We start from the raw sequence: 25,344 nt of genomic DNA on the forward strand, positions 1-25,344 counted from the left end.
GTTGATGGTAATTGTCATTAATAAAAAACAAGCCACTATTACATGCAGCATCCCGAAGAAAATCCCTGGCAAATTAATGCGGAGAAAGTTATTTACGATAACCCGTGGATTAATTTGACGGAGTACCAGGTTACCAATCCATCGGGCAACCCGGGCATTTATGGTAAGGTGCATTTTAAAAACATAGCCATCGGTGTTTTTCCGCTGGATGCCGAACTCAATACCTACTTAGTTGGCCAATATCGTTTTGCATTAAACCAGTATAGCTGGGAGATGCCCGAGGGGGGTGGCGCTTTAGGCGTTGACCCCGTTGATTCGGCCAAACGGGAACTATTAGAAGAAACAGGCCTCAAAGCACAAAGCTGGACCGAACTTTTGCGCATGCACTTATCCAACTCAGTAAGCGACGAGCTTAGCATAATTTATTTAGCCCGCGATATGCAGCAGTTTGAAGCTGAGCCGGAAGATACCGAGCAACTGATAGTTAATAAGGTGCCTTTTGAAACGGTTTATAAAATGGTTTGCAAGGGCGAAATAACAGATTCAATGACCGTTGCTGCCGTTTTAAAAGTAAAGCTGCTGCTGTTGGAGAATAAACTGGGTTAAGTGCTAAACTGGTTCAAATTGCCACATTGTAGTTTTAAAATTTATTAAATTTCTCAGCATTTTTAATAAAATCAGCCCTCTGCATCTATTTCATATTCCGGAAAAAAACTAAATTTGAGTCCTTTATGAGAAAGTTTTTCGGGTATATTTTATCGCCGCTAACCATTATTGCATTTTTTTTAGTGCTGATCATTTTTCAGCCACTGCAATGGATCAGCTATAGGTTTTTTGGCTATTCGGCACACAAAAAAGTGGTTGACGTATTGAACTGGTTTTTGTTCAGCACTTTTTACCTGACCGGTAACAGCGTTGTTTTTACCAATAAACAACACTTACCTATTGGCCGACCTATAATTTTTATGGCCAATCACCAAAGCCTGGCCGATATACCCCCGCTTATTTATTACCTGCGTAAGTATCACGCCAAATTCATTTCAAAAATTGAGCTTACCAAGGGCATTCCATCCATATCTTATAATTTAAAATATGGCGGCGGCGCCAATATCGACAGGAATGATTCCAGGCAATCCATTACCGAAATAGTGAAGCTGGCCGTGAGGATGAAAGAAAACAAATGGTCGGCAGTGATATTCCCGGAGGGAACCCGATCAAAGGATGGGATAGTGAAGCCTTTCCTTGTTGGTGGGATAGCAACTATATTAAAGAAATGCCCCGAAGCCTTAATTGTGCCTATAGCTATCAATAACTCTTGGAAATTAAACCGCTGGGGATATTATCCACTCAATACCTTTACCCGTGCTACCTGGGATGTGCTTGAACCCATTGAACCTGCAGGCATACCTGTTGAAGATGTGGTTAAGGAAGCTGAAAACCGGATTAAAAAAGCATTAGGACAAGCCTAATAATCCTATAAATAAGGCTTATATATTTTTTCCGTCGATGATCTTGAAAAACTCTTCGCGGTAAGTATCGCCTACGGGGATCACTTTTTCGCCTATAAAAATGCGGCTGCGTTCAATACTATCTATTTTATTGATGGATACGATGTACGATTTATGTACCCGGGTGAAGTTTTTGGCAGGCAGGGCATCTTCCATCTTCTTCATATTCTGCAGCGTAATAATCCGCTCCACAGGGGTAAAAATGGAGATATAATCCTTCAATCCTTCAATAAACAAAATATCGTTCAGGTAAACCTTTTGAATTTTATGTTCGGTTTTAACAAAAATAAAGTCGCTTAAAAAATCCTGTTTGGGTTGCTGCGGTGCTTCTGGTTGTAAAGGTGCTGCTGCGGGTTGTAACACCGCCTGCGCCTTTTGTACCGATTTAAAAAAGCGTTCAAATGCAATGGGTTTAAGCAGGTAATCAATCACATCAAGATCATATCCCTCCAACGCATATTGCGGATATGCGGTGGTTAAAATAACCTTTGCCTTGCCGTTGGCTATACGTAAAAATTGTATGCCGGTAAGTTCTGGCATCTGCACGTCCAGAAAAACAAGGTCAATGCCTTTTTCCTGTACAAGTGTAAGTGCTTCAATAGGGTTTGTTGTAGCCTTAATTAATTGCAAAAACGGAATCTTTGATATATAGTCTTCCAGTATATGCAATGCCAGCGGCTCGTCATCAACAATAAGGCATCTGATCATGCTATAAAACTAAAGATAATTCAACAGTATAAGTATCTGCTTCATCGCGAATATCTAAATTATATTTATGCGGATACAGCAAATCAAGCCTGCGTTTTACATTATTTAAACCAATACCACCGGCAGGATCGCGGTTATTGGTGTGTTTTTTATTTTGTATGTAAAAATGCAAATTTTCGGCATCCACATCAATCAGCAAACGGATAGGGGTAAGTGGATCATTGGCCACGCCATGTTTAAAGGCATTTTCAATAAAGGCGATCAATAATAAAGGTACAATTTGCTGGCTTGCTATAGCACCATCAACCTTATAATCAATATACGCCTTATTACTAAACCTTATTTTTTGCAGATCAATATAGTTATGCAGGTATTGCAGTTCTTTAGCGAGGTCAACCTTGTTATCATTACACTCATACAGCATGTAGCGCATAATTTCTGACAGCTTAAGGATAGCCTCGGGTGTAGTTTCAGACCGCTGGTAGGCCAGCGAGTATATACTGTTGAGCGAGTTAAATAAAAAGTGGGGATTGATCTGCGATTTTAAAAAGGCAAGTTCGGCACTTAAACGCTGGTTCTCTAAATCGCGCTGGATGCGTTCATTCAAAAACCAGTCTGCTGTAAATTTCAGCGCTGTACTTAAAAATAAAAATATAAGGCTGGTAAATATGGTGCTTAAAAAGTAAGACAGAAAACCAACAATATGCCCTTTGGTGCGCATTAAAATATATTCCTTAAATACAACCGCGAGACCGTATTTACCCAGGCCGAATATGATGAGCGAGCTAACTATGGCAATAGCATAAATACTGTATTTCTTTTTGTCTAAAAACCGGGGAATAAATACCAGGTAATTGAGGTAGAACAAGCCGATGTTGATTATTGGATATAATACAAACAGCACGAGTATATCATTGGCTGATATTTTTGAATCATCGTGCGCAATAAATATCAGGAAGGAAACGGCGATAGCCCAAAAAAATAGATGCCAGAATATTTGCCAGCGTAGTTTCATCCCTCCTAAAGTAATATTTAGATAGCGCTGTAGCTTATATTTTATATATAGCACATGCTTTTATCGATGAACTGGCTAAAATATCCGACGAACCGGTGCTTATAGGTATAATACCGTTCATCTATAAATCCCGTGTGTTGGTCTAAATGTTTTTAGCGGCTCATTTTTTTGATATTCCTTTGTATCATCAAAAGCAATCACAATGAAAACGCTCATCAAAAACTCAAATCCTTTTATGTTACTACTGTTACCGGTATTATTTGCGCTTATAATGGGCGTAAGTTACCAGTTGCACCAAAAAGGGAATGCTGTAGTTGGTACCACAGTACACGCCACTTCACTTTTTTATAAAAGTGTTAGTTTGGTAAAAACAGTTTGTGCTATAGCTAAAGAAAAAGTATGGTAATTAGTACTCAAGGACTAACCTTTACCTTCGGCAACCAAACGGTTGTTAAATCATTATCGTTACAGGTACCTGAAGGGAGTATTTACGGCTTTTTAGGGCCAAACGGAGCCGGAAAAACCACTACCATAAAATTGCTGCTCAACCTGCTTCAAACGCAGGAGGGCAGCATTCATATTTTTGATAAAGAACTGAAAGGAAACCGGATAGAGATCCTTTCGCAAATTGGCTCATTGATTGAGCAGCCTGCCATATACCTGCATCTTACCGGGAAAGAAAATTTAATGAACAGGGCTTTGCTATTGCAACTGCCTGAAAAGCGTGTTACCGAAATGCTTGGCCTGGTACATTTAACCGATGCTGCCCATAAAAAGGCAGGCCAGTATTCGTTAGGGATGAAACAGCGTTTGGGTATTGCCCTTGCCCTGCTTTCGGACCCTAAATTGCTGATATTGGATGAGCCTACCAACGGCCTTGATCCAAACGGTATTATTGAGATCAGGGAGCTGTTGATAAAACTGACCCACGAGTATAAAAAAACGGTGTTTATCTCCAGCCACTTATTAGCCGAGATACAGCGCATGGCTACCCATGTGGGCATTATTAATTATGGCGAATTATTGTTTCAGGGTAGTATAAACGAATTAGAGGCCCTAAGCAAGCCTTTGATCCAGATTGAAACGGATAACACGGTTGATGCCGCCAACTTTTTAACCCGCAGCAATTTTAGTGTTGCCGAGGTTAATGATCATCACTTATACCTGCCATATACCTCTAAACAAAACATGGGCGAGATCAATATGCTGCTTAACCAAAACGGCTACACCATTTATAGCATTAATAAACAACAGCAAGACCTGGAAAAACTGTTTTTATCCATCACACAAAAAGCCTGAGCACATGAAAGGATTTATACTATCATTCCGGTCTGAGTTTTATAAAACCCGCAAAACTATGGGTTTTTGGAGCGCCGTTTTATTACCGCTGCTGCTTTGCCTTTTGCTGTTTATAGGCTTTTTTAGTAAAAGCGATCGTTTGCTTCACATACCTGCAATGGTGCTTTGGTTTCAGTTTGCCGGGGCCATTTTGGGTATAATGGGCCTGCTATTATTGCCTATGCTCATCATTTTTATAGCCTATTCGGTAAATAATATAGAGCACAGGGCTGATACCTGGAAAACATTATTCAGCCTGCCAATTCCGAAATTTTCGGTATATGCAGCCAAATATTTTTATGCGCTGTTCCTCCTGTTTTTATGTTTAACGTTATTTGTGCTTTTTACGCCGGGTTTTGGTAATTTATTAAGCGTGCTAAAGCCTGGGTTAAAGTTCAATGAGTATAGTATAGCAAGTGTGCTGGTACAGTTGTACTTTAAATTTTTCCTGGCATCGTTAGGCATATTATCTATCCAGTTTTTACTGAGCCTTTTGTTCCGCGATTTTTTAAAGCCGATGGGTATTGGCTTTATATGTACCATTACCGGCAGTATTTTAGCTTCAAACGGCTGGCAATATGCTTACCTGTTCCCCTACGCGCACCCTATGATGGCTATGAAATCATTGACGCAGGCAAAAGGCAATGCTCCGTCTATGCCGCAATTAACCATTGAGATGCTTACCAAAGAAACCTGGGTTAGCCTTGTGGTAGCTATAGTGGTTTTTATAATAGGATATTTTATTGTGTTAAAAAAGAGTGTTAAATAGGGTTTAAAAGCATCCAAATAATATTTTCTTTGTGCGCTCTGTGCTTTAATTCTTAGTGCTCTTTGTGGTAAAATTAACCACAAGGGCACTAAGAAAGGCGCGAAGATTTCAGAGATTTTTACTTTTAATTTAGCCGAACTTACTCCATTTCTTCTTCCTGCATCACATCGCCTACCTGTTTAAAATTGCTTTTTACAAAGTGGCACCAGTCGCATTCTTTTTTGCCGCAGCCGGTATTAAAATCATGGTCCATTATTTTTTGATATACTGTTTTTATTTGTCCGGTTACATCGTCAATATCCTGCGGGGTTATCACAATCTTTTCCTTGTGGTATTCACCATCGTTTATGGGTTCAACAAATTCAAAAAGCGTACTTACCACTTCCCAGTCAAGGGAATGGTCGTTATCAATTAGTATCTTATAAAATACCGCTTGCCGCCAGTAATCGCCGCCATTGGGTTTGTCATCTGTAGGGCGCAAAAATTTATCCTTTGCGTATTTTAGCTTACCTGTTTTATAATCAACCACGGTTACCTGTTTGCCATTAAATTCAACCTTATCCAGGTTTCCTTTTATCGGCACGCCTGCAACTTCTACATTTTTAATGCTGCGTTCGGTAACGGCTACTTTGTTCCATACTTCAATATTCTGGTTATAATAATCAGGCAGTATCTTCTCGCCATAATCCAGCCTTAATTTAAATTCTTCCTTGGTAAACGAGTCGCGGTTACGGAACATATACCACTTAAACTCCTTCATGAAGTCCTCAGTAAGCGGAAACTCGTTACTGTCGTCCTTCAGCATTTTAAAAGCCTTATTTAAGGCCCAGTGCACGGCCTGCCCAAATGTAGCCGACGGGCTTTTACCCGATGGCACCCTGATCAAACACTGAAAATAAAACTTAAGCGGGCAATCAAGGTAATTGCTTAAATGCGTTACCGAGAGCGTGTAATTTTGAAGTAACAGGCTGATATAGTTGGTATCCAGTAGTTCAACCTTTGGATGGTTGGTTTCGCTAAACTGTATAGCTATAAAATCGGTCATCACATCTTCGCTTACTTTAGGGTGATTTACCTGCAAGTCAGTATCGGCTAATATTTCACCAACAAATTGCGATGCTTCCTGCTCCTTGCCATTTTTATCCTTGTTAGCAAACGAAATTGACAGGCATTGTTTGGCGCGGGTAATAGCTACATAAAACAAACGGCGCGATTCCTCTTTTTGTGCAATCTCATCATCAGGTGCTTGTGTTAAGGTATCGGGGTAGCTAAAGCCATAATTGCGACCTTTACCATCCCATATTTTTTTATTACTGCCGATCAAAAATACATGCTCAAACTCCAGCCCCTTTGATCCATGTGCTGTTAAAAAGTTAATCCCATTGTCTGAATAGATGACCTGGTTTAGGGGCAGCCTGATCTTGTTTTCTTTCATCAGCTTGATCATAGCAACTAAATCACCTAATTTTATCTCCGGATTTTTGCGACTTTCATCTTTTAAAAAATCAAAAAAGTTGGTCAGCACCTGCATATACCAGCCCTTATTGGGTTGCATCATGATGTATTTAAGGATACCCATTTTGGCTATCACCTGCTGAAAAAGCTGCTGTAGCGTATTACTTGCTGAGTAGGTAAGCAGGTAATCAATATCGCTGATCAGAAATTTCATTCCATGGTTTTGCGGCTGATCGAACAGGCCTGCCTGCGCAGGTGTTTTTATTTCGCTGATGTAACGGCGAAGCGAGGTTTTGGGCTCATTGTTTCTTGAGGTCGAAAAGTTTTCTTTAGCAACGGCCACACTTGCTTTGGCAATTTCGATAGGGGGGATGTCGAAAAAATCATAATGCATAATCTCGAACAGCAGTTCATCCCCGCTATATGGCGCTTCCATCTCCATTGCCAGGTAGCGCAGTATGTTAATGATGCGCTCACCAAATGGCAGCGTAAAAATATCCAGTTTACGTTTGGTGTTTACAGCAATGTTCTGGGTATCTAAATAAGCTATCAGTTCTTCCACCTGGCTGTGGTTGCGGTATATCACCGCTATCTCGCCAGGTTCGGTGCCTTGTGTAATAAGCTTTTTGATCTGCATGGCCACGTCAACCAATTCCTGCGATGGGTTTTCGTATTCATTTATTACAGGCGTTACAGTACCGCTATCAAAACGCGGGTGGGCTGCCTGCAGGTTTTTATCCAATGCAAGCTGCGTAGTTAAACGCTCCTGGTTATTACTGATTAGGGCTTTTGATATATCGAGGATCTGCTGATTTGACCGGTAGTTATGTTTTAACACTACAGTTTGCAGGGCTTTAACATGATCGTTAGCAAAATCAAGGATGTTTTTCATGTTTGCACCCTGAAACTTAAAGATAGACTGATCATCATCACCAACCACAAAAACATTGGGGATGTCCCAATAGTTCAGGATGTATTTAAGCAACTCGTTTTGCGAACCGCTGGTATCCTGAAACTCATCCACCAAAATATACTGGTAACGCTCCTGGTAGCGGCGTAACAACTCTTCATTTTGGCTAAAGGCATTCAATACCCATGTTATCATGTCGTCATAATCATAACGACCGCGCTCCTTCATCTTTTTATCAAAGTTGCGGTATTCACTTACGGCAGCTAACAGTTTTTTCATCTGCTCGGTTACCTTGTCAATATCTTTTTGCTTCAGGTCGCCAACCTTTATGCCTGTTTTGGCATTGGCTCTTTTGTAAACATATTTTTCGCGGTTAGGCAGGTCGTCAAGGTATTCTTTAACCGCAGCTTCAATTGCTGCCTCATTCCAGCTTTCCTTTTTCATGTCCGAAAAAAGAGATTTCAGGTTCGGTGCCTCAAAATATACCTCGCCCGTAAAGCGCTTTAATAAATGCGTATTCGGAAACTCATCAACCAATTCCCTGAATAGCATGGCCGATTCCAGGTCAGACAATGCTTCCAGGCTCAGTTTCCCAAAGTAGTCAAGATTCTCCTGGATAATCTCATTACAAAAAGCGTGGAAAGTATATATATTAACCCTGTAAGCATCGGGCCCAATAAAATCAAATAAACGCTTGCGCATGGCAACAGCACCTGCATCAGTATAGGTAAGGCATAAAATTTCGTGCGCGTTGGCATCGGTTTCTAATAATATTTTACCAATGCGGGCGGCTAATATCTGGGTTTTGCCTGTACCAGGGCCGGCAATTACCAAAACCGGGCCATCCATCTGGTTTACAGCGGCCAGTTGTTCGGGGTTAAGCTGGGCAAGTGCCTGTTGAAATTTTTCGTTGTATTTATGAGGGGTAGATTGATTCATTGTTAGGTAAAGATAGCAAAGATGGTGTTAGATGTAAAGAGCTAAGCTGTGCTGTATTTTAGTAAATGCGATTTAACTAAGCTTTAAAATCTTTATAAATTCTATTTTTTTATTGTGTTGAATTGCGATATTTATATAAAATTTAATTATGGCCACAATTGATGCTTTGCGCAACAGCTTAATAGATAAGTTACTCACTATATCAAATAAAGAGTATTTGCTTGCTTTAAATCAATTGGTTGAAAAAAGTACGGCAAACAGTAATGTCCAGCTTTCCGAAAACCAAATACTTATGCTTCAATTAAGCGATAAAGATATTGAGGCGGGTAAGCTGATTGCTCAAGAACAATTAGACAAAAATGATCTTGCGTGGCTAAAAGGAAAGTAGTTTGGACCGAAACTGCGGCATAGCAAAGGCGTGAGATTTTAAAATACTGGACGATTAGGAATGGGTCGACAACTTATGCCGAAAAATTAATTAAACTCACTGCCGCAAGAATCAAAGTAATATTAAGGCATCCGGAAGCCTTTCCAACTACCATTTATTCTGATACGAGAGTTTCTGCAATGGAGCATTTTAGCCTGCTCTATAAATTAAGTGAAAATTAATAGTTACCGCGTTTGGGGATAATAGGCAACACCCTGAAAAATTGCTTCAGATCATAAGTGAAGATTTATAAAATCTAAAAGAAAAATTAATCTCGGTTACCCTAAATACCCACAATTACAATTAAATTGGATAATATTGTAATTAGATAGGCATTTGACCCTACTATTAATGAAAGTAGTTTTAATAACCGGTATTACAGGGCAGGATGGTGCTTATTTGGCAGAGTTTCTGCTGAAAAAGGGCTATGAAGTGCATGGTGTTAAAAGACGGTCATCGCTGTTTAATACGGCGCGTATTGATCACCTTTACCATGATCCACATGATATTGGCGTGAAGTTTAAACTTCATTACGGCGACCTGACCGACTCCACCAACCTGATTCGCCTGGTACAGGAAATACAGCCTGATGAGATTTACAATTTAGCTGCGCAGAGCCACGTAAAAGTTAGCTTTGATACCCCCGAATATACGGCCAATGCCGATGGTGTTGGCGTGTTAAGGATATTAGAAGCCGTACGGTTACTGAACCTGACACAAAAAACACGCATTTACCAGGCCTCAACCTCTGAGCTTTATGGTTTGGTGCAGGAAGTACCACAAAGAGAAACTACTCCTTTTTATCCACGATCGCCTTATGCGGTGGCTAAACTATATGGTTACTGGATAATTGTAAACTATCGCGAAGCCTACAAAATGTATGCTTGCAATGGCATCCTGTTTAACCATGAGAGCCCTATTCGCGGCGAAACTTTTGTTACCCGTAAAATTACGCGTGCCGCTGCAAAAATAGCAATGGGTTTGCAGGATTGCCTGTATGTAGGTAACTTGTCGGCTCAACGCGACTGGGGCCACGCAAAGGATTATGTAGAGGCTATGTGGCTGATGTTGCAACAGGATACTGCCGAAGATTTTGTGATTGCAACAGGTGTAACCACTACCGTACGCGATTTTATAAAAATGGCCTTTAATGAGCTGGGTATTGAGGTTGAGTTTAGTGGTAAGGACGAAAATGAACGCGGCGTAATAATTGATATTGACGAGCAAAGGGTTAACGAGTTAGGCTTAAACAGTGAGGCACTGAGGTTTGGCCAAACGGTGATAAAGGTTGATGCCAAATACTTCAGGCCTACTGAGGTTGAGCTATTGATAGGGGATGCAACAAAAGCTAAAGAGAAATTAGGCTGGGTGCCTAAATATGATTTGCAGGCTTTGGTTAATGATATGATGCAGGCTGATTTGCATCTGATAAAAAAAGACGACTATTTAAAAAAGGGTGGATTTAAAACCCTTAATTATTTCGAATAAAAATATTAATACAATTTTCAACCTACTTATGAAGAAAATATTTACCACTATAATACTGCTGTTTTTAATTGCCGGTGCAGCGCGTTCGCAATCGGTGTATCAACCTTATTCGTATCAGTTTTATCAAAAGCTGGATCAGGACATTTATTCAACAAAAACACGCGAACACTCTTCGATGAAGCCCATTTTTGTTGATGATTCATTGTTGAAGCATCATTACGATTCATTGATGAATTATGGTGCCGATGGTAAACCACATAGCTGGGGCTATAACAAAATATTTAATGAGCATTTGATTGATATAAAAAGCCACAACTCCACTTTTTATGCCGATCTATTGCCTGATTTTGACATTGGCCGAGATTTTTCAGGCAAGCTTACTACCAGTACCACTTCCCTCGGGGCGCAAATTGGCGGTACAGTAAGCAATAAATTATCTTACAATGTATCAGGTTACCTTAGCAGTGCTGTTTTGCCTGATTATCTGTCAACCTATATTAACCAGGTTGGCATAATACCTGGGCAGGCTTATGCTAAAATTTATAAAACCAATGGTTACGATTGGAAATATATAACCGCAACTGTATCATATACCCCGGTCAAATTTCTGAATATTACCGCAGGGCGTGATAAAACCTTTATAGGCGATGGCTACCGTTCGGAGTTATTGTCTGATTACGCTTCGCCTTATCCATTTCTTAAATTAACGGCCACGTTGGGTAATGTACGCTACATGGCCATGTATGCCAGCTTTAATGATCCTATTGATTTAGATGCCAACGGCAACAATCAGAAAAAATGGGGCGTGTTTCATTACCTGGACTGGAACGTTACTAACCGTTTCTCCGTTGGTTTTTTTGATGCCGTTATTGGCTACAGCAAGGACGAATTGGGGCACTCGCGCGGCTTTGAGTTTAGCTACTTAAACCCGATAACATTCCTGCGCCCGTTGGAGGCATCAAACGGCTCGCCTGATAATGCCCTGATTGGTTTTACAAGTAAGTATAAAATTACAGATGGTATAACTGTTTACGGTCAGTTTGCGCTGGACGAGTTTGAGTCAAAGAATTTCTTTTCGAGCAATGGTAGTTCACGTAATAAATATGCCTGGCAAATTGGTTTCAGAGGGGCAAACCTCTTCAATGTTCAGGGTTTAAATTATTTGGTTGAAACCAATAATGCTAAACCATATACTTATTCGGAGCGTGGCCCTATCATCAATTATGCTGAGAATGGCGAGCCTTTAGCTCATCCCTGGGGTGCCAACTTTAGGGAAGCAGTTGCTTTGTTAAATTATTCGTACAAACGATTTGATTTTTCGGGCGAGCTGGATTATGGGCACTATGGTTTAGATATTAACGGCCAGAACTATGGTAAAGATCCTTTTCAGGATTATGTTAACCCGGTAAAACTATTGGGTAATTATACAGGACAGGGCTTAACTACCAATATGATCTATGCCGAAGGTAAAGTAGCTTACCTGCTTAACCCTAAATATAATTTACGGATTGAAATAGGTGCAATGGTTAGAGATGATAAAAACAGCCAGTTTAATGATAAAACTACCATGCTTACCATTGGCCTGCGCAGTTCATTCCGCAATATTTATAACGATCTGGTTAGCTATAAAAATCACTAATCGATTTATTGAAATACAAAAGCATCTATACAAAAAATGCCTTTCCGTTTTGGAAAGGCATTTTTTGTATAGTAATAATCCAATTCCCGTTAGGTAAATCTTAAAAATTATGAAGCGATAATATGCTTGTTTTGTTTGATGCCTAAGTTTTTAACCTGCGCGGCAATGCTATTAGCGTCGTAACCGCAATCGGCCCACAGTTCGGGCTGGTCGCCGTGCTCAATAATATGGTCGGGGATACCTAAACGTACCACTTGCGATTTATAGTTATTATCGGCCATAAATTCAAGTACTGCACTACCCATTCCACCTTCCAGGCAACCATCTTCTACCGTAATTACCTTGCTGAATTTCTTGAATACTTCGTGCAGCAATGCTTCATCCAATGGTTTCACAAAGCGCAGATCGTAATGTGCCGGGTAATAACCTTCCGTATTCAGGTCGGCAGTTGCTTTTACAACTTCATTACCTATGGTACCTATTGATAAAATGGCAACTTCTTCACCATCGCATATTTTTTGGCCTTTACCAACTTTAATAGCTTTGAACGGGCGCTGCCAGTCAACCATAACACCATTGCCACGCGGATAGCGGATAACAAACGGCCCCATGTTTTCCTGCTGTGCTGTAAACATCAGGTTGCGCAGTTCTTCCTCGTTCATCGGTGCCGAAATGGTCATGTTAGGTATGCAGCGCATAAAAGCAAGGTCATAAGCACCGTGGTGCGTTGGTCCGTCAGCACCGGCAAGTCCGGCGCGATCTAAACAAAATACCACGTTAAGGTTTTGTATGGCCACATCATGTATCACCTGGTCATAAGCCCTTTGCATAAAACTGGAGTAGATATTGCAAAAAGGCACCAGGCCCTGCGATGCCAATCCTGCCGAAAATGTTACGGCATGCTGCTCGGCAATACCTACGTCAAATGCCCGGTTTGGCATGGCCTTCATCATCAGGTTTAATGAACAGCCCGATGGCATTGCAGGCGTAATACCCATTATTTTAGGGTTTTGCTCCGCAAGCTCAATAATGCTTATACCAAATACATCCTGGTATTTTGGTGGCTGTGGCTTATCGTATTTTGTTTTTTTGATCTCTCCGGTTATCTTATCAAATAAGCCGGGCGCATGCCATTTGGTTTGATCCTTTTCGGCAAGGGCGTAACCTTTACCTTTAACGGTAATGCAATGCAAAAGCTTAGGGCCGGGAATATCGCGCAGATCGCGCAGTACCTTAACCATGTGCTCAACGTCGTGCCCATCAATAGGGCCAAAGTACCTGAATTTAAGGGCCTCAAAAAAGTTGCTCTTTTTAAGTAAGGTGCCTTTAATGCTCTTTTCTATTTTTTGCGCTATCTTAAAAGCATCAGGGCCAATTGCCGATAGCTTGGTAAGGATATGTGCAATATCGTCCCTGAAACGGTTATAAGGTTTTGAAGTGGTAATATCGGTTAAATATTCTTTCAAAGCCCCTACGTTAGGGTCAATAGACATGTTGTTATCATTCAATATCACAAGCAGGTTTGAGTTTTCAATACCCGCGTGGTTAAGGGCTTCAAATGCCATACCCGCTGTCATGGCACCATCACCAATAACTGCAACGTGCTGGCGATCGTTTTCGCCTTTATATTGCGAAGCCACGGCCATACCCAAAGCAGCAGAGATTGAGGTTGAGGAGTGCCCAACGCCAAAGGTGTCAAATATACTTTCTGAACGTTTTGGGAAACCGCTTAACCCGCCGTGTACACGGTTGGTATGGAAATCATCACGACGGCCGGTAAGTATCTTATGGCCGTAAGCCTGGTGGCCTACATCCCAAACCAACTGATCGTAAGGGGTGTTTAAAACATAATGCAATGCCACGGTTAATTCAACCGTGCCCAGGCTGGCCGCAAAATGCCCGCCGTTTACCGATACAACATCAATAATATATTGACGAAGTTCCTGGCAAACCTGCTTTAGTTCATCTTCTTTAAGTTGCTTAAGATCAGATGGATCATTTATTTTTTGTAATAAATTACCGGCGGGTACCTGCATTGACATTCATTAGATCGTTTAACTTACAAATTACGGCAAATTATTGCTAAAAATTATGATAAATATTGGTTAATAATTTACACCCGCTAACAGATAGTCTGTCAGATTATTAGAGAAGTTAAATTATTATTAATATACCTTAATATTTGTAGCAGTTTAAACTGTTAAAATTCCTTTTAAACTTTATTTTTGAACACGTATGATGGCCGAAGATAATTTTGAGATAAAGCTCCCCCAGTTTGAAGGGCCATTTGACCTTTTGCTCTTTTTTATTGAGCGCGATGAGCTGGAAATCCATAATATCCCCATTGCCCGTATTGCCAATGATTTTTTAGACTATATCCACCAGATGACCATCCTGAATATGGAAATAGCCAGCGAATTTATTTTTGTGGCGGCAACACTGATGCGTATCAAAGCTAAAATGCTACTGCCGCGATACGAGGCGGATGATAACGGCGACCAAACAGATACTAAAGAAGACCTGATCAGGAAGCTGATAGAATATAAAAAATTTAAGGAACTATGCGTAGAGTTGCACCCTTTTGAAGACGAGCGATTTAAACAGGAAAAACGCGGTAATATAAAGGTAGATATTGAACATGCAGATGTTATCCCGGCCCCCGGCGAAGAACTATCTGAACTTAACTTATACAAGTTAATGGTGGTATATGGCCGCCTCATGAAACGTTTTCAAAACCGTAGCGAAGAGGTTAAGCATACAGTAGTACAATACCCTTATACTATAGAGCAGCAGAAAAAAGCAATTGAAAACCTGTTGAAGATAAACACCCGGATGGATTTTAAGGCCATTGCAGGTAGTTCAGACAATAAGGTGCATTTTGTTTATAATTTTTTGGCCGTACTTGAAATGTTGCAACAGGAGTTGATTGATATACAGGTAGGCTTGGGGTACAACAACTTCTGGATCTCAACCAGGGAGCCTGGTACAGAACAGCCGGGTAATTAAACGGCGTTTTTCGTCGGTTAAGCAAGCCATCCTATTTTTACTGCTTTTACACTTAAAAATCTGACCGTTAACCTTCAACCTCTAATACCTTTTTATTACCTTAGCCGCGTTTTTAAATATCACATGAAAAGAGACAAATTGATTTTTAAGCTATTGGATGAAGAGCAGGAACGCCAGGAAGAAGGCATAGAACTGATCGCATCTGAAAATTTTGTTAGCAAGCAGGTTATGGAAGCTGCAGGCTCTGTAGCAACCAATAAATATGCCGAAGGCTTACCGGGTAAACGCTATTATGGTGGTTGCCAGGTGGTTGATGAAATTGAAACGATAGCTATTGAAAGAGCTAAACAATTGTTTAATGCCGAATGGGCAAACGTGCAGCCACACTCTGGCGCACAGGCTAATGCAGCAGTAATGCTTGCCTGTCTGCAGCCCGGCGATAAAATTTTAGGCTTTGATCTGTCGCATGGCGGCCACTTAACACATGGTTCTCCGGTTAACTTTTCAGGTAAATTATATCAGCCTCATTTTTACGGTGTTAAAAAAGAAACAGGCTTGGTTGATTATGATCAGCTTAAAGCAGTGGCTCTAAAAGAAAAACCTAAAATGATCATTTGCGGTGCTTCGGCTTACTCGCGCGATTGGGATTATGAGTTTATCCGCAAGGTAGCTGATGAGGTAGGTGCTTTGGTACTTGCCGATATATCACACCCTGCCGGCCTGATAGCCCGCGGCTTACTTGCCGATCCGCTTCCGCATTGCCATATTGTTACTACTACAACCCATAAAACCCTGCGCGGCCCGCGTGGTGGTATGATAATGCTTGGTAAGGATTTTGAAAACCCTTGGGGCTTAAAAACACCTAAAGGCGAGATCAGGATGATGTCATCATTATTGGATATGGCTGTTTTCCCGGGTACACAAGGTGGCCCGCTGGAGCATATTATTGCTGCAAAAGCTATTGCTTTTGGCGAAGCTTTGAGCGATGAGTATATGAAATATATTCTGCAGGTAAAAAAGAACGGCGCTGCAATGGCAAAGGCTTTTACCGACAGGGGTTACGAAATAGTATCAGGCGGAACAGATAATCATTTGATCCTGATCGATCTGCGCAATAAGAACATTACCGGTAAAGCTGCCGAAAATGCTTTGGTTGCTGCCGATATTACTGCCAACAAAAACATGGTGCCTTATGATGACAAATCACCCTTTGTTACTTCAGGTATTCGCGTAGGTACAGCTGCCATAACTACACGTGGCTTGAAAGAGAAACATATGGAAGAGATTGTTGAGCTGATTGATGATGTGATCAATGATCCTGAAAATGAAACTACTTTGAAAAAGGTAAGGAAAAAAGTGCACAAGCTAATGCACGATCATCCTTTATACCGCGATAAAGACGTTGATTAATAAAATCACGGTCTGCATAATTTAAACAGAACAAGCGCTAATCGGCGCTTGTTCTGTTTAAAAATAAAACCTTTATTGGCTGTAATAGTCAGCAAAACATCTCTATAAAAAGGATTATAGTATAACCTTTTAAGCGCTGCACGCGTTAAAAGTGCTGTTACAGTATAAACAGTAAATCATTTACCTTGGAAACTGCATTAAATTTAAACGTACTTGTTGTTGATGACAACAATATAAACAGGCTATTGATTAATAAAGTATTAACCAAATGGGGTGCAAAAGCCGATTTTGCCGAAAATGGATTACAAGCGGTTGAGAAAATAGAAAGCAACAGGAATTATGATGTTGTATTAATGGATGTTTATATGCCAGAAATGGGCGGTATTGAAGCCACGCAGATCATCCGTGCCAAAACAGAAGCTTATTTTCAGCAATTGCCAATCATCGCGCTAACAGCATCTATGTTAAGCTCTGAAAAAGATCAGATCCTTGAAGCTGGAATGAATGATTATATCTTAAAACCATTTGAGCCCGCATCGTTGTTACAAAAATTAAGCGCTTTCCAGAAGGTTTAGTTATTTTGATTGGTGAAAGGACATTAATTATTCGGCATAGGCAATTGTAGCTATGCTTAGCTTAAGCCCCTCAATTTTTAAAAGCTCAGCGCCGCAGGCCTCCAGTGTCGATCCGGTGGTTATTACATCATCAACCAGCAAAACATGTTTATTTACTAATTGGGCCGGGTTTAAAACCGTAAACACTTCCTGCATATTCTCAAACCTCGCAAACCTTGATTTATGGGTTTGCGTTTCTGTTTTTATAACACGTACCAAGTTATTATCCAAAACCGGTGCATTCAATTTTTGAGCTAAGCCTTCAGCAAAGCAGGTGCTTTGGTTGTAGCCGCGTTCCCTTAATCTTTTTTTATGCAGGGGTACAGGTATAATAGCATCTACCGTATTAAAAATGGGGTTCCTAGTTAATTGCTCGCTGGCAAGGTTGCCTAACAGGTTGCCAATTTGCTGCATCCCCTTGTATTTAAACTGGTGCATTAAATTCTGGACCTTTCCGCCCTTGGTAAAATAATACAGTGCATAGGCTGCCTCAATATCAAGTTTACCCCAAAACTGGCGGGCAACAATATTGTCGGGCTGTAAATGAAAATTGGTAAAGGGTAAATTATAGCGGCAATCGGTACAGATCAACCGCTCATTAGCTACCAGGCTCTGGCGGCAGGCCACACAAAGTTCAGGAAAAAGCAGCGAAACAAAATCGGCCAAGTAACTGCGTTGCAAATTCATTATATGAATGTACCGCAGTTTTTTATTATTCCGAAACTTTTGCCTCTTCTTTTATAGCTAATTGTCCGCAGGCTGCATCAATATCCTTACCACGGCTGCGGCGTAAGTGCGTATTAACATTATTTTTACGCAAATACTCGGCAAATGCCTCTACCTTATCCTCACCTGCATTTATAAATGCAGCAAACGATATGGGGTTATATTCAATGATATTAACCTTGCAGGGTATGTGTTTACAAAATTGTGCTAATTCAACAGCATCCTGAATGTTATCATTAAAGCCATCAAAAATAATATACTCGTAAGTAACCGGGTTTTTAGTTTTGGCATAGTAATATTTTAATGCTTCGGCCAGTGCCTTTAATGAGTTTTGCTCATTTATGGGCATTATGGTGTTTCGTTTTTCGTCATTTGCTGCGTGCAGCGAAAGGGCCAGGTTAAACTTAACCTGGTCGTCGCCCAGCTTTTTAATCATTTTGGCAATACCCGCTGTTGATACGGTGATCCTTTTGGCGGCCATGTTCAAACCCTCTTCGGATGTTATCTTCTCGATAGAGTCCATCACATTTTTGTAGTTCAGCAAAGGCTCGCCCATGCCCATGTACACAATGTTTGATAGGGGGATACCATAATTTTGGCGCGCCTGCTGATCAATCAGTACAACCTGATCATAAATTTCATCTGGATTTAAGTTGCGTTTGCGCTCCATGTAGCCTGTAGCACAAAATTTACAGGTTAAGCTGCAACCCACTTGTGAGGATACACAAGCGGTCATTCGGCCCGGAGTTGGAATTAAAACGCCCTCAATTAAATGCGCATCATGTAAAATAAAAGAATTTTTTATAGTTTTATCCGCGCTGAACTGTGAGTTGTGGATTTTCACGTTGTTGATGACGAAGTTTTCGTCAAGTTTAGCCCGCAGTTCTTTTGAAATATTACTCATCTCGTCGAAAGAAAAGCATGATTTCTTCCACAGCCACTCATAAACCTGTTTCGCCCTGAAGCCCTTTTCCTCCATACGGACGAAATGTTGCTGTAAGGTATCCAGGCTTAAACTGCGGATATCTATTTTATCTTTTGTATTAATCACGATACAAAGGTACAAAATTTAAAAAACTATCTTTTTTAAATGACATTCGTTTATATTTAAAACAATAACTAAAAGTTAAGTGTATTTATAAAGTTGGATTTGTTTAACAAAGGATGTACGAGAAGTGTTATTTATACTTGAATGAAAAGTTTTAGAGCCGATTACGTTTTCCCTGTTTGTGCCGATCCAATTAAAAACGGAATAGTAACTGTTGATGACCGTGGAAAGATAATTTCCATTGCTGATACAGTAGCTATTAATGCACCTCCCCCCGAACATCTGAGTGGTATTATTTGCCCCGGGTTTATCAATACGCATTGCCATTTGGAGCTTTCGCATCTAAAGGCTAAGCTTACCCCACGCACCGGTTTGGTCAATTTTATTATGGATGTACAAAAGTTTAGAGGGGCCGACCCCGCTTTTGTACTCGACGAAGCTTTAAAAGCCGATAATGAAATGTACGAAAATGGTATTGTTGCCGTGGGCGATATTTCAAATACCAATATCAGCATCCCTATAAAGGAAAAGAGTAAGTTATACTACCATAGTTTTATTGAAACCTTTGGCTTTTTGCCAGACAAGGCAGCTGAAACGTTCGACAGGGCATTAGCCTTGTTAAATGAGTTTAAGCCAATGTCGTGCTCAATTACGCCGCATGCCCCATATTCGGTTTCGAAAGAGTTGTTTAAACTGATCCAAAAGTATAGTGATACGGGCCACAACCTGATCAGTATGCACAACCAGGAGTGCGAGGACGAAAACAAGTTTTACCGCTATAAACTTGGGAGTTTTAACGATCTCTATGCTTCCTTCGGTATGGATATTACCCATTTTAAACCGCAAGCGCGTAACTCCATCCAATCGGTTATACCATTACTTACCAGTAAGCAGGATATATTGCTGGTGCATAATACCTGCACCAACTTAAAAGATATTTACTTTATAAAACGGTTTGACCGTAAAATACACTTCTGCTTTTGCCCAAATGCCAATTTGTATATTGAAGGCCGGGTACCAAAGGTTGAACTTTTTGTAGGGCAGGGGTATAACCTAACATTAGGTACCGATAGCCTTGCATCTAATAATAAGCTTTGTATTTTAAGTGAGATGCGCGTATTGCAGGACAAATTCCCAGCTTTAAGCACCGCCCAGCTGATTGAATGGGGTACCATTAACGGTGCTGAATATTTAGGTATTGCTGATGAAAAAGGCACCATTGAACCTGGCAAAACCCCGGGCCTTAACCTGATAACCGGCCTTGACGGTTTAAAGATTACCCCCGAAACCAAAGTAAAAAAGTTGATTTAACAACATTACTTCGGTAGCGGTGCAATACTTTGCGTTGCTGATGAATAGTTACAAACTAAATGTCAATTTTAAATAACTTCTTACTTTTCAGGGTTTAACTTTGCATTATATTTTAATAATTAATGAAACACTTCGATATTACTATAAAAGGCAAGGTACAGGGCGTTCAATACCGGCTATCAACCAAGGCCGTTGCCGATCAGTTAGGCGTTAAGGGCTTTGTTAAAAACGAGCCCAATGGTGATGTTTCCATTGCTGCCGAAGGAAGTGATATGATTATTGAGCTTTTTATGGAATGGTGCAACGAAGGCCCCCAAGGTGCCGAAGTAACTTCTGTTGAAAGCCATGAAGGCGAATTGAAAAACTATCGTAATTTTGAGGTTGTAAAAAAGTAGTTTTTACTGCTTAAACTTTCACTATTAATACCTTTTAGTATTGTCAACCGCTAAAAAATTTGCCGGGCAAACGGCCATATATGGTTTAAGTACCATTATTTCCCGGATGATTTATTTTGTTCTAACACCAATTTATACACGCACACTCCCTGTGGGCGGCAATGGTGTATTCACTGCCATGTATGGTAATGCTTCCATTGTGAATGCTATCCTTGCGTTTGGTATGGAAACTACCTATTTCAGGTATCTGCAAAAAAGAGGAGATAATAAGCAACAGGTCTATAATAATGCGTTTGGCGTTGTTATAGCAATATCTTTAGTGTTTTTGCTTTTTTGTCTTTTATTTTTAGATCAGATCATCAATTACATGCAGGCCGGTGTAGTTAAGGATCATGCTGATTATGCTTTTTATGTTAAAAGCTTCCTGGTTATATTGGTTGCCGATGCTTTTTGTGTAATTCCATTTGCGAAAATACGTGCCGACGGGCGCCCGGTTAAATATGCGGTAATAAAATGCGTCAACATCTTATTTGTAATGGCGTTTAACTTATTTTTCCTGTTTGGTATCCCATTTATTATTAAGCATAATTTGGTTGGCGCACAATGGTTATCGGGCTGGTACAGGCCACATTGGGTAGGCTATGTGTTTTTTGCCAATGCAACCGCAAGCATATTAACCATATTTTTATTATTACCCGAGATTATAAAGCTTAGGCTAAAGTTTGATTTTTCGATGTTCAGCGAAATGTTTACTTACAGCTGGCCTATACTTATTGCTAATATCTCGTTCATCATCAATGAGTCGTTAGATAAGGTGATGTTAAAGCACATGCTTCCGCAAACCATTAGCGATCAGCAAGTGGGTATTTATGGTACTTGTGCAAAAATCGCGCTGTTTCTAAGCCTTTTTGTGCAGGCTTTCAGGCTCGGGGCAGAACCTTTCTTTTTCAGTCATGCAAAAAATAAAAACTCGGGCGAAACTTATGCCCGCATAATGAATTATTTTGTGATTACCGTAGCTGTTATCTGCGTGGGCCTTATAGCTAATGTGAACTTTCTGGCCCTTATTATAGTAGGTAAGCAAACACACCTGGTTCATAACCAGATGGTAGCTAATATTTATTGGTCTGGCTTGGGTGTTGTTCCGCCTTTGCTGTTCGGTTATTTAAGCCTGGGTATTTACATGAATCTTTCCGTGTGGTATAAGCTTTCTGATCAAACAAAATATGGCCTGTATATTTCAGGTATAGGTGCTGTATTAACTATTATTTTAAACTATATCCTGATTCCTAAATACAGTTATATGGCATCAGCCTGGATATCATTTATAGCATATGCCACCATGATGTTGTTTTCATATATGTGGGGCCAGTGTAATTATCCAATACCTTATAATCTTAAAAAAAATCTTGCCTATATTATTTCAGCAGCTGTAATCGTTTACTTATCGTTCTATGTTTTTAACAGGAATATATTTGTAGGGAATGCGCTGTTCCTGTTGTTTGTATTAATTGCTCTTTATTTTGAGGGTAAAAATTTAAGGGCTATATTTAAGAGGTAATGAAGATCAGGATAATCAACAAATCAAAAAATACTTTACCGGCCTATGAAACCCTGCATGCTGCCGGGATGGATCTGCGTGCCGATCTGGACGAAAGAGTTATGCTGAAGCCTATGGAGCGCAAACTAATTGCAACCGGCCTGTATATTGAACTGCCCGAAGGCTTTGAAGCGCAGATTCGCCCAAGGAGCGGCCTGGCTTTTAAACATGGTATAGGCATAGTTAATTCGCCCGGAACCATTGATGCCGATTATCGTGGTGAAATAAAGGTTTTGCTCATCAATTATTCGGAGCAGCATTTTGAGATCAATACCGGCGACCGGATTGCCCAAATGGTAATTGCCCGCCACGAAAGAGCCGTGTGGGAAGAGGTGGAAACCTTAAACGAAACCCAAAGGGGCGAAGGCGGTTATGGCCATACCGGCATAGGTTAACATCAAACTAAACAGCACCCATAAAACTATATGAACAATAAAAGATTTGAATATGGAACACTAATGAATATTGCCGCGGTACGGTCAGTACTTGGTGCGTTTATTCTTGTTTCTGTTTTTCTGTCTTTTTCTGATACGGCCTTTGCGCAGGATAAAAGCAAAAGCAATCCGGTTGTAATGGTTGTTGGCCGGCCCATGACCTCAATGGACAGCCAGGTGGTGAAACAGCTTTTCTTTTCGGCCCTGCGCGAAAAAGTAGTGGAAAACCTCACCCTTGCTTCGGAGTTTTTAGAAAGGGTGATCCAGATCGATCCCTCAAACGATGCCTCGCTTTATGAACTGGCTATAATTAAGCGCACAAAAAATAATTATGCCGATGCCCAGCAACTGCTTGAAAAGGCTGTGACCGTTAACCAGGATAATGAATGGTACTGGACAGCCCTTGCCGATTGCTACGAGAAAAACAATGAAATAGCCAAGCTTGAAAATGTATTTAACGAGTTAATAAGGTTAAACCCAGATAAAGCGGATTACTATTATGATAAAGCCAATGCATTTTTTATTCAGCAAAGGTATGATGAGGCATTGCAGGTTTATGCTCAAATAGAAGCGTTAACAGCCCCCTCTGATGATCTTTTAGCTAACCGTCAAAAAATATACCTTAAACAAGGTAAGGTTGATTTGGCAGCTAAGCAGTTAGAGCAAATGATAGCCGCTAATCCATCGCAAATAAAATATTACCTGTTTTTGGCGCAGCTTTACAGTGCCAATAATTTTAACGATAAAGCTTTTAAAACCCTGCAAACTGCCGAAAAGATTGACCCTAACAGCGGCTTGGTCCATTTAGCGCTTGCTGATATTTACCGGGATAAAAAAAATTACGAAGCCAGTTATGACCAGCTTACGCTTGCATTTGCCATTCCTGATGTTGATATAGAGCAAAAACTAAAGATCATTTTAGGCTATCTGCCTAAATTTCCTGATCCTAATGCCAAAGCCAGTGCACTTGATCTGAGCCGCATACTTACAAAAACTTACCCCAGTGATGCCCGTGCTTTTGCCATTTATGGCGATATGCTGCTGCAAAACGAAAAATTGAAGGATGCCAAGATTGCCTATAAACAATCGGTAGCGCTTAACAGCCAGGTTTATGAAGTGCAGGAGCAGTTGGTACGGATTGAATTGGGCGATAATGATATGGATGGCGCCATTAAAGATGGCGAAAACTCACTGTCGCTTTTCCCTAACCAGGCCTGGATGAATTACCTGGTAGGCGTAGCTTATTTACAGAAAAAGGATGTTAATAAAGCCGTGGGGTATATTAAAAATGCAACCGAGTTAGAAACCCAGGATAAGGAGCTGCTTTCCCAAAGCTTTTCCACATTGGGCGATTGTTACCACGATTTAAAGGATAACAAAAGCGCCGACGATGCTTATGAAAAGGCTTTGAGCTACAATCCGGACAATGTATTCACGTTAAATAATTATGCTTATTATTTGTCGCTAAGGGGCGAGCAGCTTGATAAAGCGGCTAAAATGTCAAAACACTCTAACGATCTGCAACCTAATAATGCATCGTTTGAGGATACTTACGCCTGGATATTGTTTAAACAAAAAAACTATGCTGATGCTAAAACCTGGATGGAAAAAGCGCTGGCCGATGATAAAACTAAAAGTGCAACCAAGGCCGAACATTATGGCGACATATTGTTTTATCTGGGGAATATTGAGGGAGCAGTTGACAATTGGAAAAAAGCTAAGTCAAACGGTGACCAGTCGCCTCTATTGGAACGGAAAATAAATGAAAAGAAATACATTGAATAAGGTTTTATATAAAAACGCATCACAGGTATTGGGCAGCATAAAATTACTGTCGGTATGCGGTTTGCTGCTTATATGCAGCTGTAAAGCAAAAAAACAGGCCATTGTAAAAAGGGTGGCTGTAGATAGTACAGTGGTTAAGCCTGTAGATACCAAAGCGGTTAAGCTTAATGCTATAAAAAGCAGGCAAACCAATTTCAATACCTTTTCGGGTAAGGCACATACCAAGCTCGATATGGGTAACAGCAGTAACGATGTTACCTTAAATATCCGCATCAAAAAGGATCAGAAAATTTGGGTTTCAGTTACAGCTATTGCAGGGATTGAAGTAGCCCGGGCACTAATTACGCCCGATAGCATTATGCTGATAAACCGTTTGCAAAGCCTTTATGTGCGCAAGCCATTTAGTTATATTTATAAATTTACCGGCAGGCAGGTAAATTATAAAACGCTTGAATCACTATTGATAGGCAATGCAGTACCTGAATTATTGAACGAGAACAGTGATTTTCAAACCCTGAACGGTAATACCACCTTATCGGGCAGTTTGCAGGGCATGGTTTACAAACTTATTATAGGTGCTGATATGAAGGCTACGCAAACTAATTTAAACAACCAAACAGCCGGGCAATCGTTATTGGTTACCAATACAGCGTTCATCCAGACTACCAACAGGATCATTCCATCACAAATAGATATGGCATCTGCAGTGAAAGATAAAAAAATACAGGTTAATTTGCATTATATAAAGGCCGACTTTGATCAACCGCTCGAATATCCGTTCAGCATTCCGTCAAGGTACAGCCCGGCAGATTAAATTAC

Annotated in this window: 23 protein-coding genes; 17 read left to right on the forward strand and 6 right to left on the reverse strand. The window is 40.4% G+C overall.

Going from position 1 to position 25,344, the window contains the following annotated elements; all coding sequences use genetic code 11:
* Nucleotides 1-42: 42 nt before the first annotated feature.
* Both ACQY4U_RS06775 and ACQY4U_RS06780 read left to right on the forward strand, forming a co-directional pair.
* The gene (locus tag ACQY4U_RS06775) at nucleotides 43-606 is read left to right on the forward strand and encodes an NUDIX domain-containing protein (protein ID WP_428328637.1); all 564 of its coding nucleotides are present in this window, start codon (nucleotides 43-45) and stop codon (nucleotides 604-606) included.
* A 125-nt stretch (nucleotides 607-731) separates the two neighbouring features.
* Nucleotides 732-1,469 (forward strand): lysophospholipid acyltransferase family protein, encoded by a 738-nt coding sequence (locus ACQY4U_RS06780; protein ID WP_428328638.1) that lies wholly within the window; start codon nucleotides 732-734, stop codon nucleotides 1,467-1,469.
* An 18-nt stretch (nucleotides 1,470-1,487) separates the two neighbouring features.
* Here ACQY4U_RS06780 and ACQY4U_RS06785 read toward each other — a convergent pair whose 3' ends face one another.
* Together ACQY4U_RS06785 and ACQY4U_RS06790 are read right to left on the reverse strand one after the other, a co-directional pair.
* Complete coding sequence (locus tag ACQY4U_RS06785) at nucleotides 1,488-2,216, reverse strand: LytR/AlgR family response regulator transcription factor (protein WP_428328639.1); 729 nt, start codon at nucleotides 2,214-2,216, stop codon at nucleotides 1,488-1,490.
* A 1-nt stretch (nucleotide 2,217) separates the two neighbouring features.
* Nucleotides 2,218-3,231 carry a sensor histidine kinase gene (locus tag ACQY4U_RS06790; protein ID WP_428328640.1) on the reverse strand — a complete coding sequence of 338 codons (1,014 nt, stop codon included), beginning with the start codon at nucleotides 3,229-3,231 and terminating at the stop codon, nucleotides 2,218-2,220.
* A gap of 202 nt (nucleotides 3,232-3,433) precedes the next feature.
* On the opposite strand from ACQY4U_RS06790, the gene ACQY4U_RS06795 reads away from it, so the two are divergent.
* The 3 genes from ACQY4U_RS06795 to ACQY4U_RS06805 are packed head-to-tail and all read left to right on the forward strand — an operon-like array spanning nucleotide 3,434 to nucleotide 5,338.
* Nucleotides 3,434-3,637, forward strand: a complete 204-nt coding sequence (locus ACQY4U_RS06795) for a hypothetical protein (RefSeq protein ID WP_428328641.1) — start codon at nucleotides 3,434-3,436, stop codon at nucleotides 3,635-3,637.
* On the forward strand, nucleotides 3,631-4,530 hold the full coding sequence (locus ACQY4U_RS06800; RefSeq protein WP_428328642.1) for an ABC transporter ATP-binding protein: 900 nt from the start codon (nucleotides 3,631-3,633) through the stop codon (nucleotides 4,528-4,530). The genes ACQY4U_RS06795 and ACQY4U_RS06800 overlap by 7 nt, the downstream gene beginning before the upstream one ends.
* A gap of 4 nt (nucleotides 4,531-4,534) precedes the next feature.
* The gene (locus ACQY4U_RS06805; RefSeq protein ID WP_428328643.1) at nucleotides 4,535-5,338 is read left to right on the forward strand and encodes an ABC transporter permease; all 804 of its coding nucleotides are present in this window, start codon (nucleotides 4,535-4,537) and stop codon (nucleotides 5,336-5,338) included.
* 139 nt (nucleotides 5,339-5,477) lie between these two features.
* On the opposite strand, the gene ACQY4U_RS06810 is transcribed toward ACQY4U_RS06805, so the two are convergent.
* Nucleotides 5,478-8,642 (reverse strand): ATP-dependent DNA helicase, encoded by a 3,165-nt coding sequence (locus ACQY4U_RS06810; protein WP_428328644.1) that lies wholly within the window; start codon nucleotides 8,640-8,642, stop codon nucleotides 5,478-5,480.
* A gap of 148 nt (nucleotides 8,643-8,790) precedes the next feature.
* Here ACQY4U_RS06810 and ACQY4U_RS06815 point away from each other — a divergent pair, with 148 nt between their 5' ends.
* The 3 genes from ACQY4U_RS06815 (at nucleotide 8,791) to ACQY4U_RS06825 (ending at nucleotide 12,196) form a co-directional block, all read left to right on the forward strand.
* Entirely contained in the window at nucleotides 8,791-9,030 is a 240-nt protein-coding gene (locus ACQY4U_RS06815; protein WP_428328645.1) for a hypothetical protein, read from the forward strand.
* A 390-nt stretch (nucleotides 9,031-9,420) separates the two neighbouring features.
* Entirely contained in the window at nucleotides 9,421-10,557 is a 1,137-nt protein-coding gene (gmd, locus tag ACQY4U_RS06820; RefSeq protein WP_428328646.1) for a GDP-mannose 4,6-dehydratase, read from the forward strand.
* 28 nt (nucleotides 10,558-10,585) lie between these two features.
* Complete coding sequence (locus ACQY4U_RS06825; RefSeq protein ID WP_428328647.1) at nucleotides 10,586-12,196, forward strand: gliding motility protein RemB; 1,611 nt, start codon at nucleotides 10,586-10,588, stop codon at nucleotides 12,194-12,196.
* A gap of 107 nt (nucleotides 12,197-12,303) precedes the next feature.
* Here the strand turns inward: ACQY4U_RS06825 and dxs are convergent, their stop codons facing one another.
* Complete coding sequence (gene dxs, locus ACQY4U_RS06830; RefSeq protein ID WP_428329730.1) at nucleotides 12,304-14,232, reverse strand: 1-deoxy-D-xylulose-5-phosphate synthase; 1,929 nt, start codon at nucleotides 14,230-14,232, stop codon at nucleotides 12,304-12,306.
* A gap of 199 nt (nucleotides 14,233-14,431) precedes the next feature.
* On the opposite strand from dxs, the gene ACQY4U_RS06835 reads away from it, so the two are divergent.
* From ACQY4U_RS06835 to ACQY4U_RS06845, 3 genes are all read left to right on the forward strand, one after another.
* Entirely contained in the window at nucleotides 14,432-15,202 is a 771-nt protein-coding gene (locus ACQY4U_RS06835; RefSeq protein ID WP_428328648.1) for a segregation and condensation protein A, read from the forward strand.
* A 123-nt stretch (nucleotides 15,203-15,325) separates the two neighbouring features.
* Entirely contained in the window at nucleotides 15,326-16,612 is a 1,287-nt protein-coding gene (gene glyA, locus ACQY4U_RS06840) for a serine hydroxymethyltransferase (RefSeq protein ID WP_428328649.1), read from the forward strand.
* A gap of 185 nt (nucleotides 16,613-16,797) precedes the next feature.
* Nucleotides 16,798-17,187, forward strand: coding sequence for a response regulator (locus tag ACQY4U_RS06845; RefSeq protein ID WP_428328650.1), 390 nt, complete (start codon nucleotides 16,798-16,800; stop codon nucleotides 17,185-17,187).
* 27 nt (nucleotides 17,188-17,214) lie between these two features.
* Here ACQY4U_RS06845 and ACQY4U_RS06850 read toward each other — a convergent pair whose 3' ends face one another.
* Nucleotides 17,215-17,913 carry a ComF family protein gene (locus ACQY4U_RS06850; protein WP_428328651.1) on the reverse strand — a complete coding sequence of 233 codons (699 nt, stop codon included), beginning with the start codon at nucleotides 17,911-17,913 and terminating at the stop codon, nucleotides 17,215-17,217.
* 25 nt (nucleotides 17,914-17,938) lie between these two features.
* Nucleotides 17,939-19,000: a 23S rRNA (adenine(2503)-C(2))-methyltransferase RlmN gene (rlmN, locus tag ACQY4U_RS06855; protein WP_428329731.1), complete on the reverse strand. Its 1,062-nt coding sequence runs from the start codon at nucleotides 18,998-19,000 to the stop codon at nucleotides 17,939-17,941.
* A gap of 144 nt (nucleotides 19,001-19,144) precedes the next feature.
* Here rlmN and ACQY4U_RS06860 point away from each other — a divergent pair, with 144 nt between their 5' ends.
* From ACQY4U_RS06860 to ACQY4U_RS06885, 6 genes are all read left to right on the forward strand, one after another.
* Nucleotides 19,145-20,311: an amidohydrolase family protein gene (locus ACQY4U_RS06860; protein ID WP_428328652.1), complete on the forward strand. Its 1,167-nt coding sequence runs from the start codon at nucleotides 19,145-19,147 to the stop codon at nucleotides 20,309-20,311.
* 122 nt (nucleotides 20,312-20,433) lie between these two features.
* A complete protein-coding gene (locus ACQY4U_RS06865; protein WP_428328653.1) occupies nucleotides 20,434-20,706 on the forward strand; it encodes an acylphosphatase in 273 nt (90 codons plus the stop codon).
* Nucleotides 20,707-20,746: 40 nt separating this feature from the next.
* Nucleotides 20,747-22,267: a polysaccharide biosynthesis C-terminal domain-containing protein gene (locus tag ACQY4U_RS06870; protein WP_428328654.1), complete on the forward strand. Its 1,521-nt coding sequence runs from the start codon at nucleotides 20,747-20,749 to the stop codon at nucleotides 22,265-22,267.
* Nucleotides 22,267-22,701 carry a dUTP diphosphatase gene (gene dut / locus ACQY4U_RS06875; protein WP_428328655.1) on the forward strand — a complete coding sequence of 145 codons (435 nt, stop codon included), beginning with the start codon at nucleotides 22,267-22,269 and terminating at the stop codon, nucleotides 22,699-22,701. The genes ACQY4U_RS06870 and dut overlap by 1 nt, the downstream gene beginning before the upstream one ends.
* Before the next feature lie 30 nt (nucleotides 22,702-22,731).
* The gene (locus ACQY4U_RS06880; RefSeq protein WP_428328656.1) at nucleotides 22,732-24,525 is read left to right on the forward strand and encodes a tetratricopeptide repeat protein; all 1,794 of its coding nucleotides are present in this window, start codon (nucleotides 22,732-22,734) and stop codon (nucleotides 24,523-24,525) included.
* Nucleotides 24,503-25,339 (forward strand): DUF4292 domain-containing protein, encoded by an 837-nt coding sequence (locus tag ACQY4U_RS06885; protein WP_428328657.1) that lies wholly within the window; start codon nucleotides 24,503-24,505, stop codon nucleotides 25,337-25,339. Before ACQY4U_RS06880 ends, ACQY4U_RS06885 begins: the two co-directional genes overlap by 23 nt.
* The last annotated feature ends 5 nt before the right edge of the window (nucleotides 25,340-25,344 follow it).

Origin of the sequence: Mucilaginibacter sp., from assembly GCF_965277465.1 — a bacterium.
GTDB lineage: Bacteria > Bacteroidota > Bacteroidia > Sphingobacteriales > Sphingobacteriaceae > Mucilaginibacter.

Excerpts from the sequence above, each read along its gene's own strand:
- glyA (WP_428328649.1), top strand. The coding sequence starts at position 15,326 with ATGAAAAGAGACAAATTGATTTTTAAGCTATTGGATGAAGAGCAGGAA.
- ACQY4U_RS06815 (WP_428328645.1), top strand. The coding sequence starts at position 8,791 with ATGGCCACAATTGATGCTTTGCGCAACAGCTTAATAGATAAGTTACTC.
- ACQY4U_RS06860 (WP_428328652.1), top strand. The coding sequence starts at position 19,145 with ATGAAAAGTTTTAGAGCCGATTACGTTTTCCCTGTTTGTGCCGATCCA.
- ACQY4U_RS06865 (WP_428328653.1), top strand. The coding sequence starts at position 20,434 with ATGAAACACTTCGATATTACTATAAAAGGCAAGGTACAGGGCGTTCAA.
- ACQY4U_RS06785 (WP_428328639.1), bottom strand. The coding sequence starts at position 2,216 with ATGATCAGATGCCTTATTGTTGATGACGAGCCGCTGGCATTGCATATA.
- ACQY4U_RS06795 (WP_428328641.1), top strand. The coding sequence starts at position 3,434 with ATGAAAACGCTCATCAAAAACTCAAATCCTTTTATGTTACTACTGTTA.
- ACQY4U_RS06810 (WP_428328644.1), bottom strand. The coding sequence starts at position 8,642 with ATGAATCAATCTACCCCTCATAAATACAACGAAAAATTTCAACAGGCA.
- ACQY4U_RS06800 (WP_428328642.1), top strand. The coding sequence starts at position 3,631 with ATGGTAATTAGTACTCAAGGACTAACCTTTACCTTCGGCAACCAAACG.
- ACQY4U_RS06805 (WP_428328643.1), top strand. The coding sequence starts at position 4,535 with ATGAAAGGATTTATACTATCATTCCGGTCTGAGTTTTATAAAACCCGC.
- ACQY4U_RS06880 (WP_428328656.1), top strand. The coding sequence starts at position 22,732 with ATGAACAATAAAAGATTTGAATATGGAACACTAATGAATATTGCCGCG.
- ACQY4U_RS06850 (WP_428328651.1), bottom strand. The coding sequence starts at position 17,913 with ATGAATTTGCAACGCAGTTACTTGGCCGATTTTGTTTCGCTGCTTTTT.
- ACQY4U_RS06790 (WP_428328640.1), bottom strand. The coding sequence starts at position 3,231 with ATGAAACTACGCTGGCAAATATTCTGGCATCTATTTTTTTGGGCTATC.
- ACQY4U_RS06885 (WP_428328657.1), top strand. The coding sequence starts at position 24,503 with ATGAAAAGAAATACATTGAATAAGGTTTTATATAAAAACGCATCACAG.
- gmd (WP_428328646.1), top strand. The coding sequence starts at position 9,421 with ATGAAAGTAGTTTTAATAACCGGTATTACAGGGCAGGATGGTGCTTAT.
- ACQY4U_RS06780 (WP_428328638.1), top strand. The coding sequence starts at position 732 with ATGAGAAAGTTTTTCGGGTATATTTTATCGCCGCTAACCATTATTGCA.
- dut (WP_428328655.1), top strand. The coding sequence starts at position 22,267 with ATGAAGATCAGGATAATCAACAAATCAAAAAATACTTTACCGGCCTAT.
- ACQY4U_RS06835 (WP_428328648.1), top strand. The coding sequence starts at position 14,432 with ATGATGGCCGAAGATAATTTTGAGATAAAGCTCCCCCAGTTTGAAGGG.
- ACQY4U_RS06825 (WP_428328647.1), top strand. The coding sequence starts at position 10,586 with ATGAAGAAAATATTTACCACTATAATACTGCTGTTTTTAATTGCCGGT.
- ACQY4U_RS06775 (WP_428328637.1), top strand. The coding sequence starts at position 43 with ATGCAGCATCCCGAAGAAAATCCCTGGCAAATTAATGCGGAGAAAGTT.
- dxs (WP_428329730.1), bottom strand. The coding sequence starts at position 14,232 with ATGCAGGTACCCGCCGGTAATTTATTACAAAAAATAAATGATCCATCT.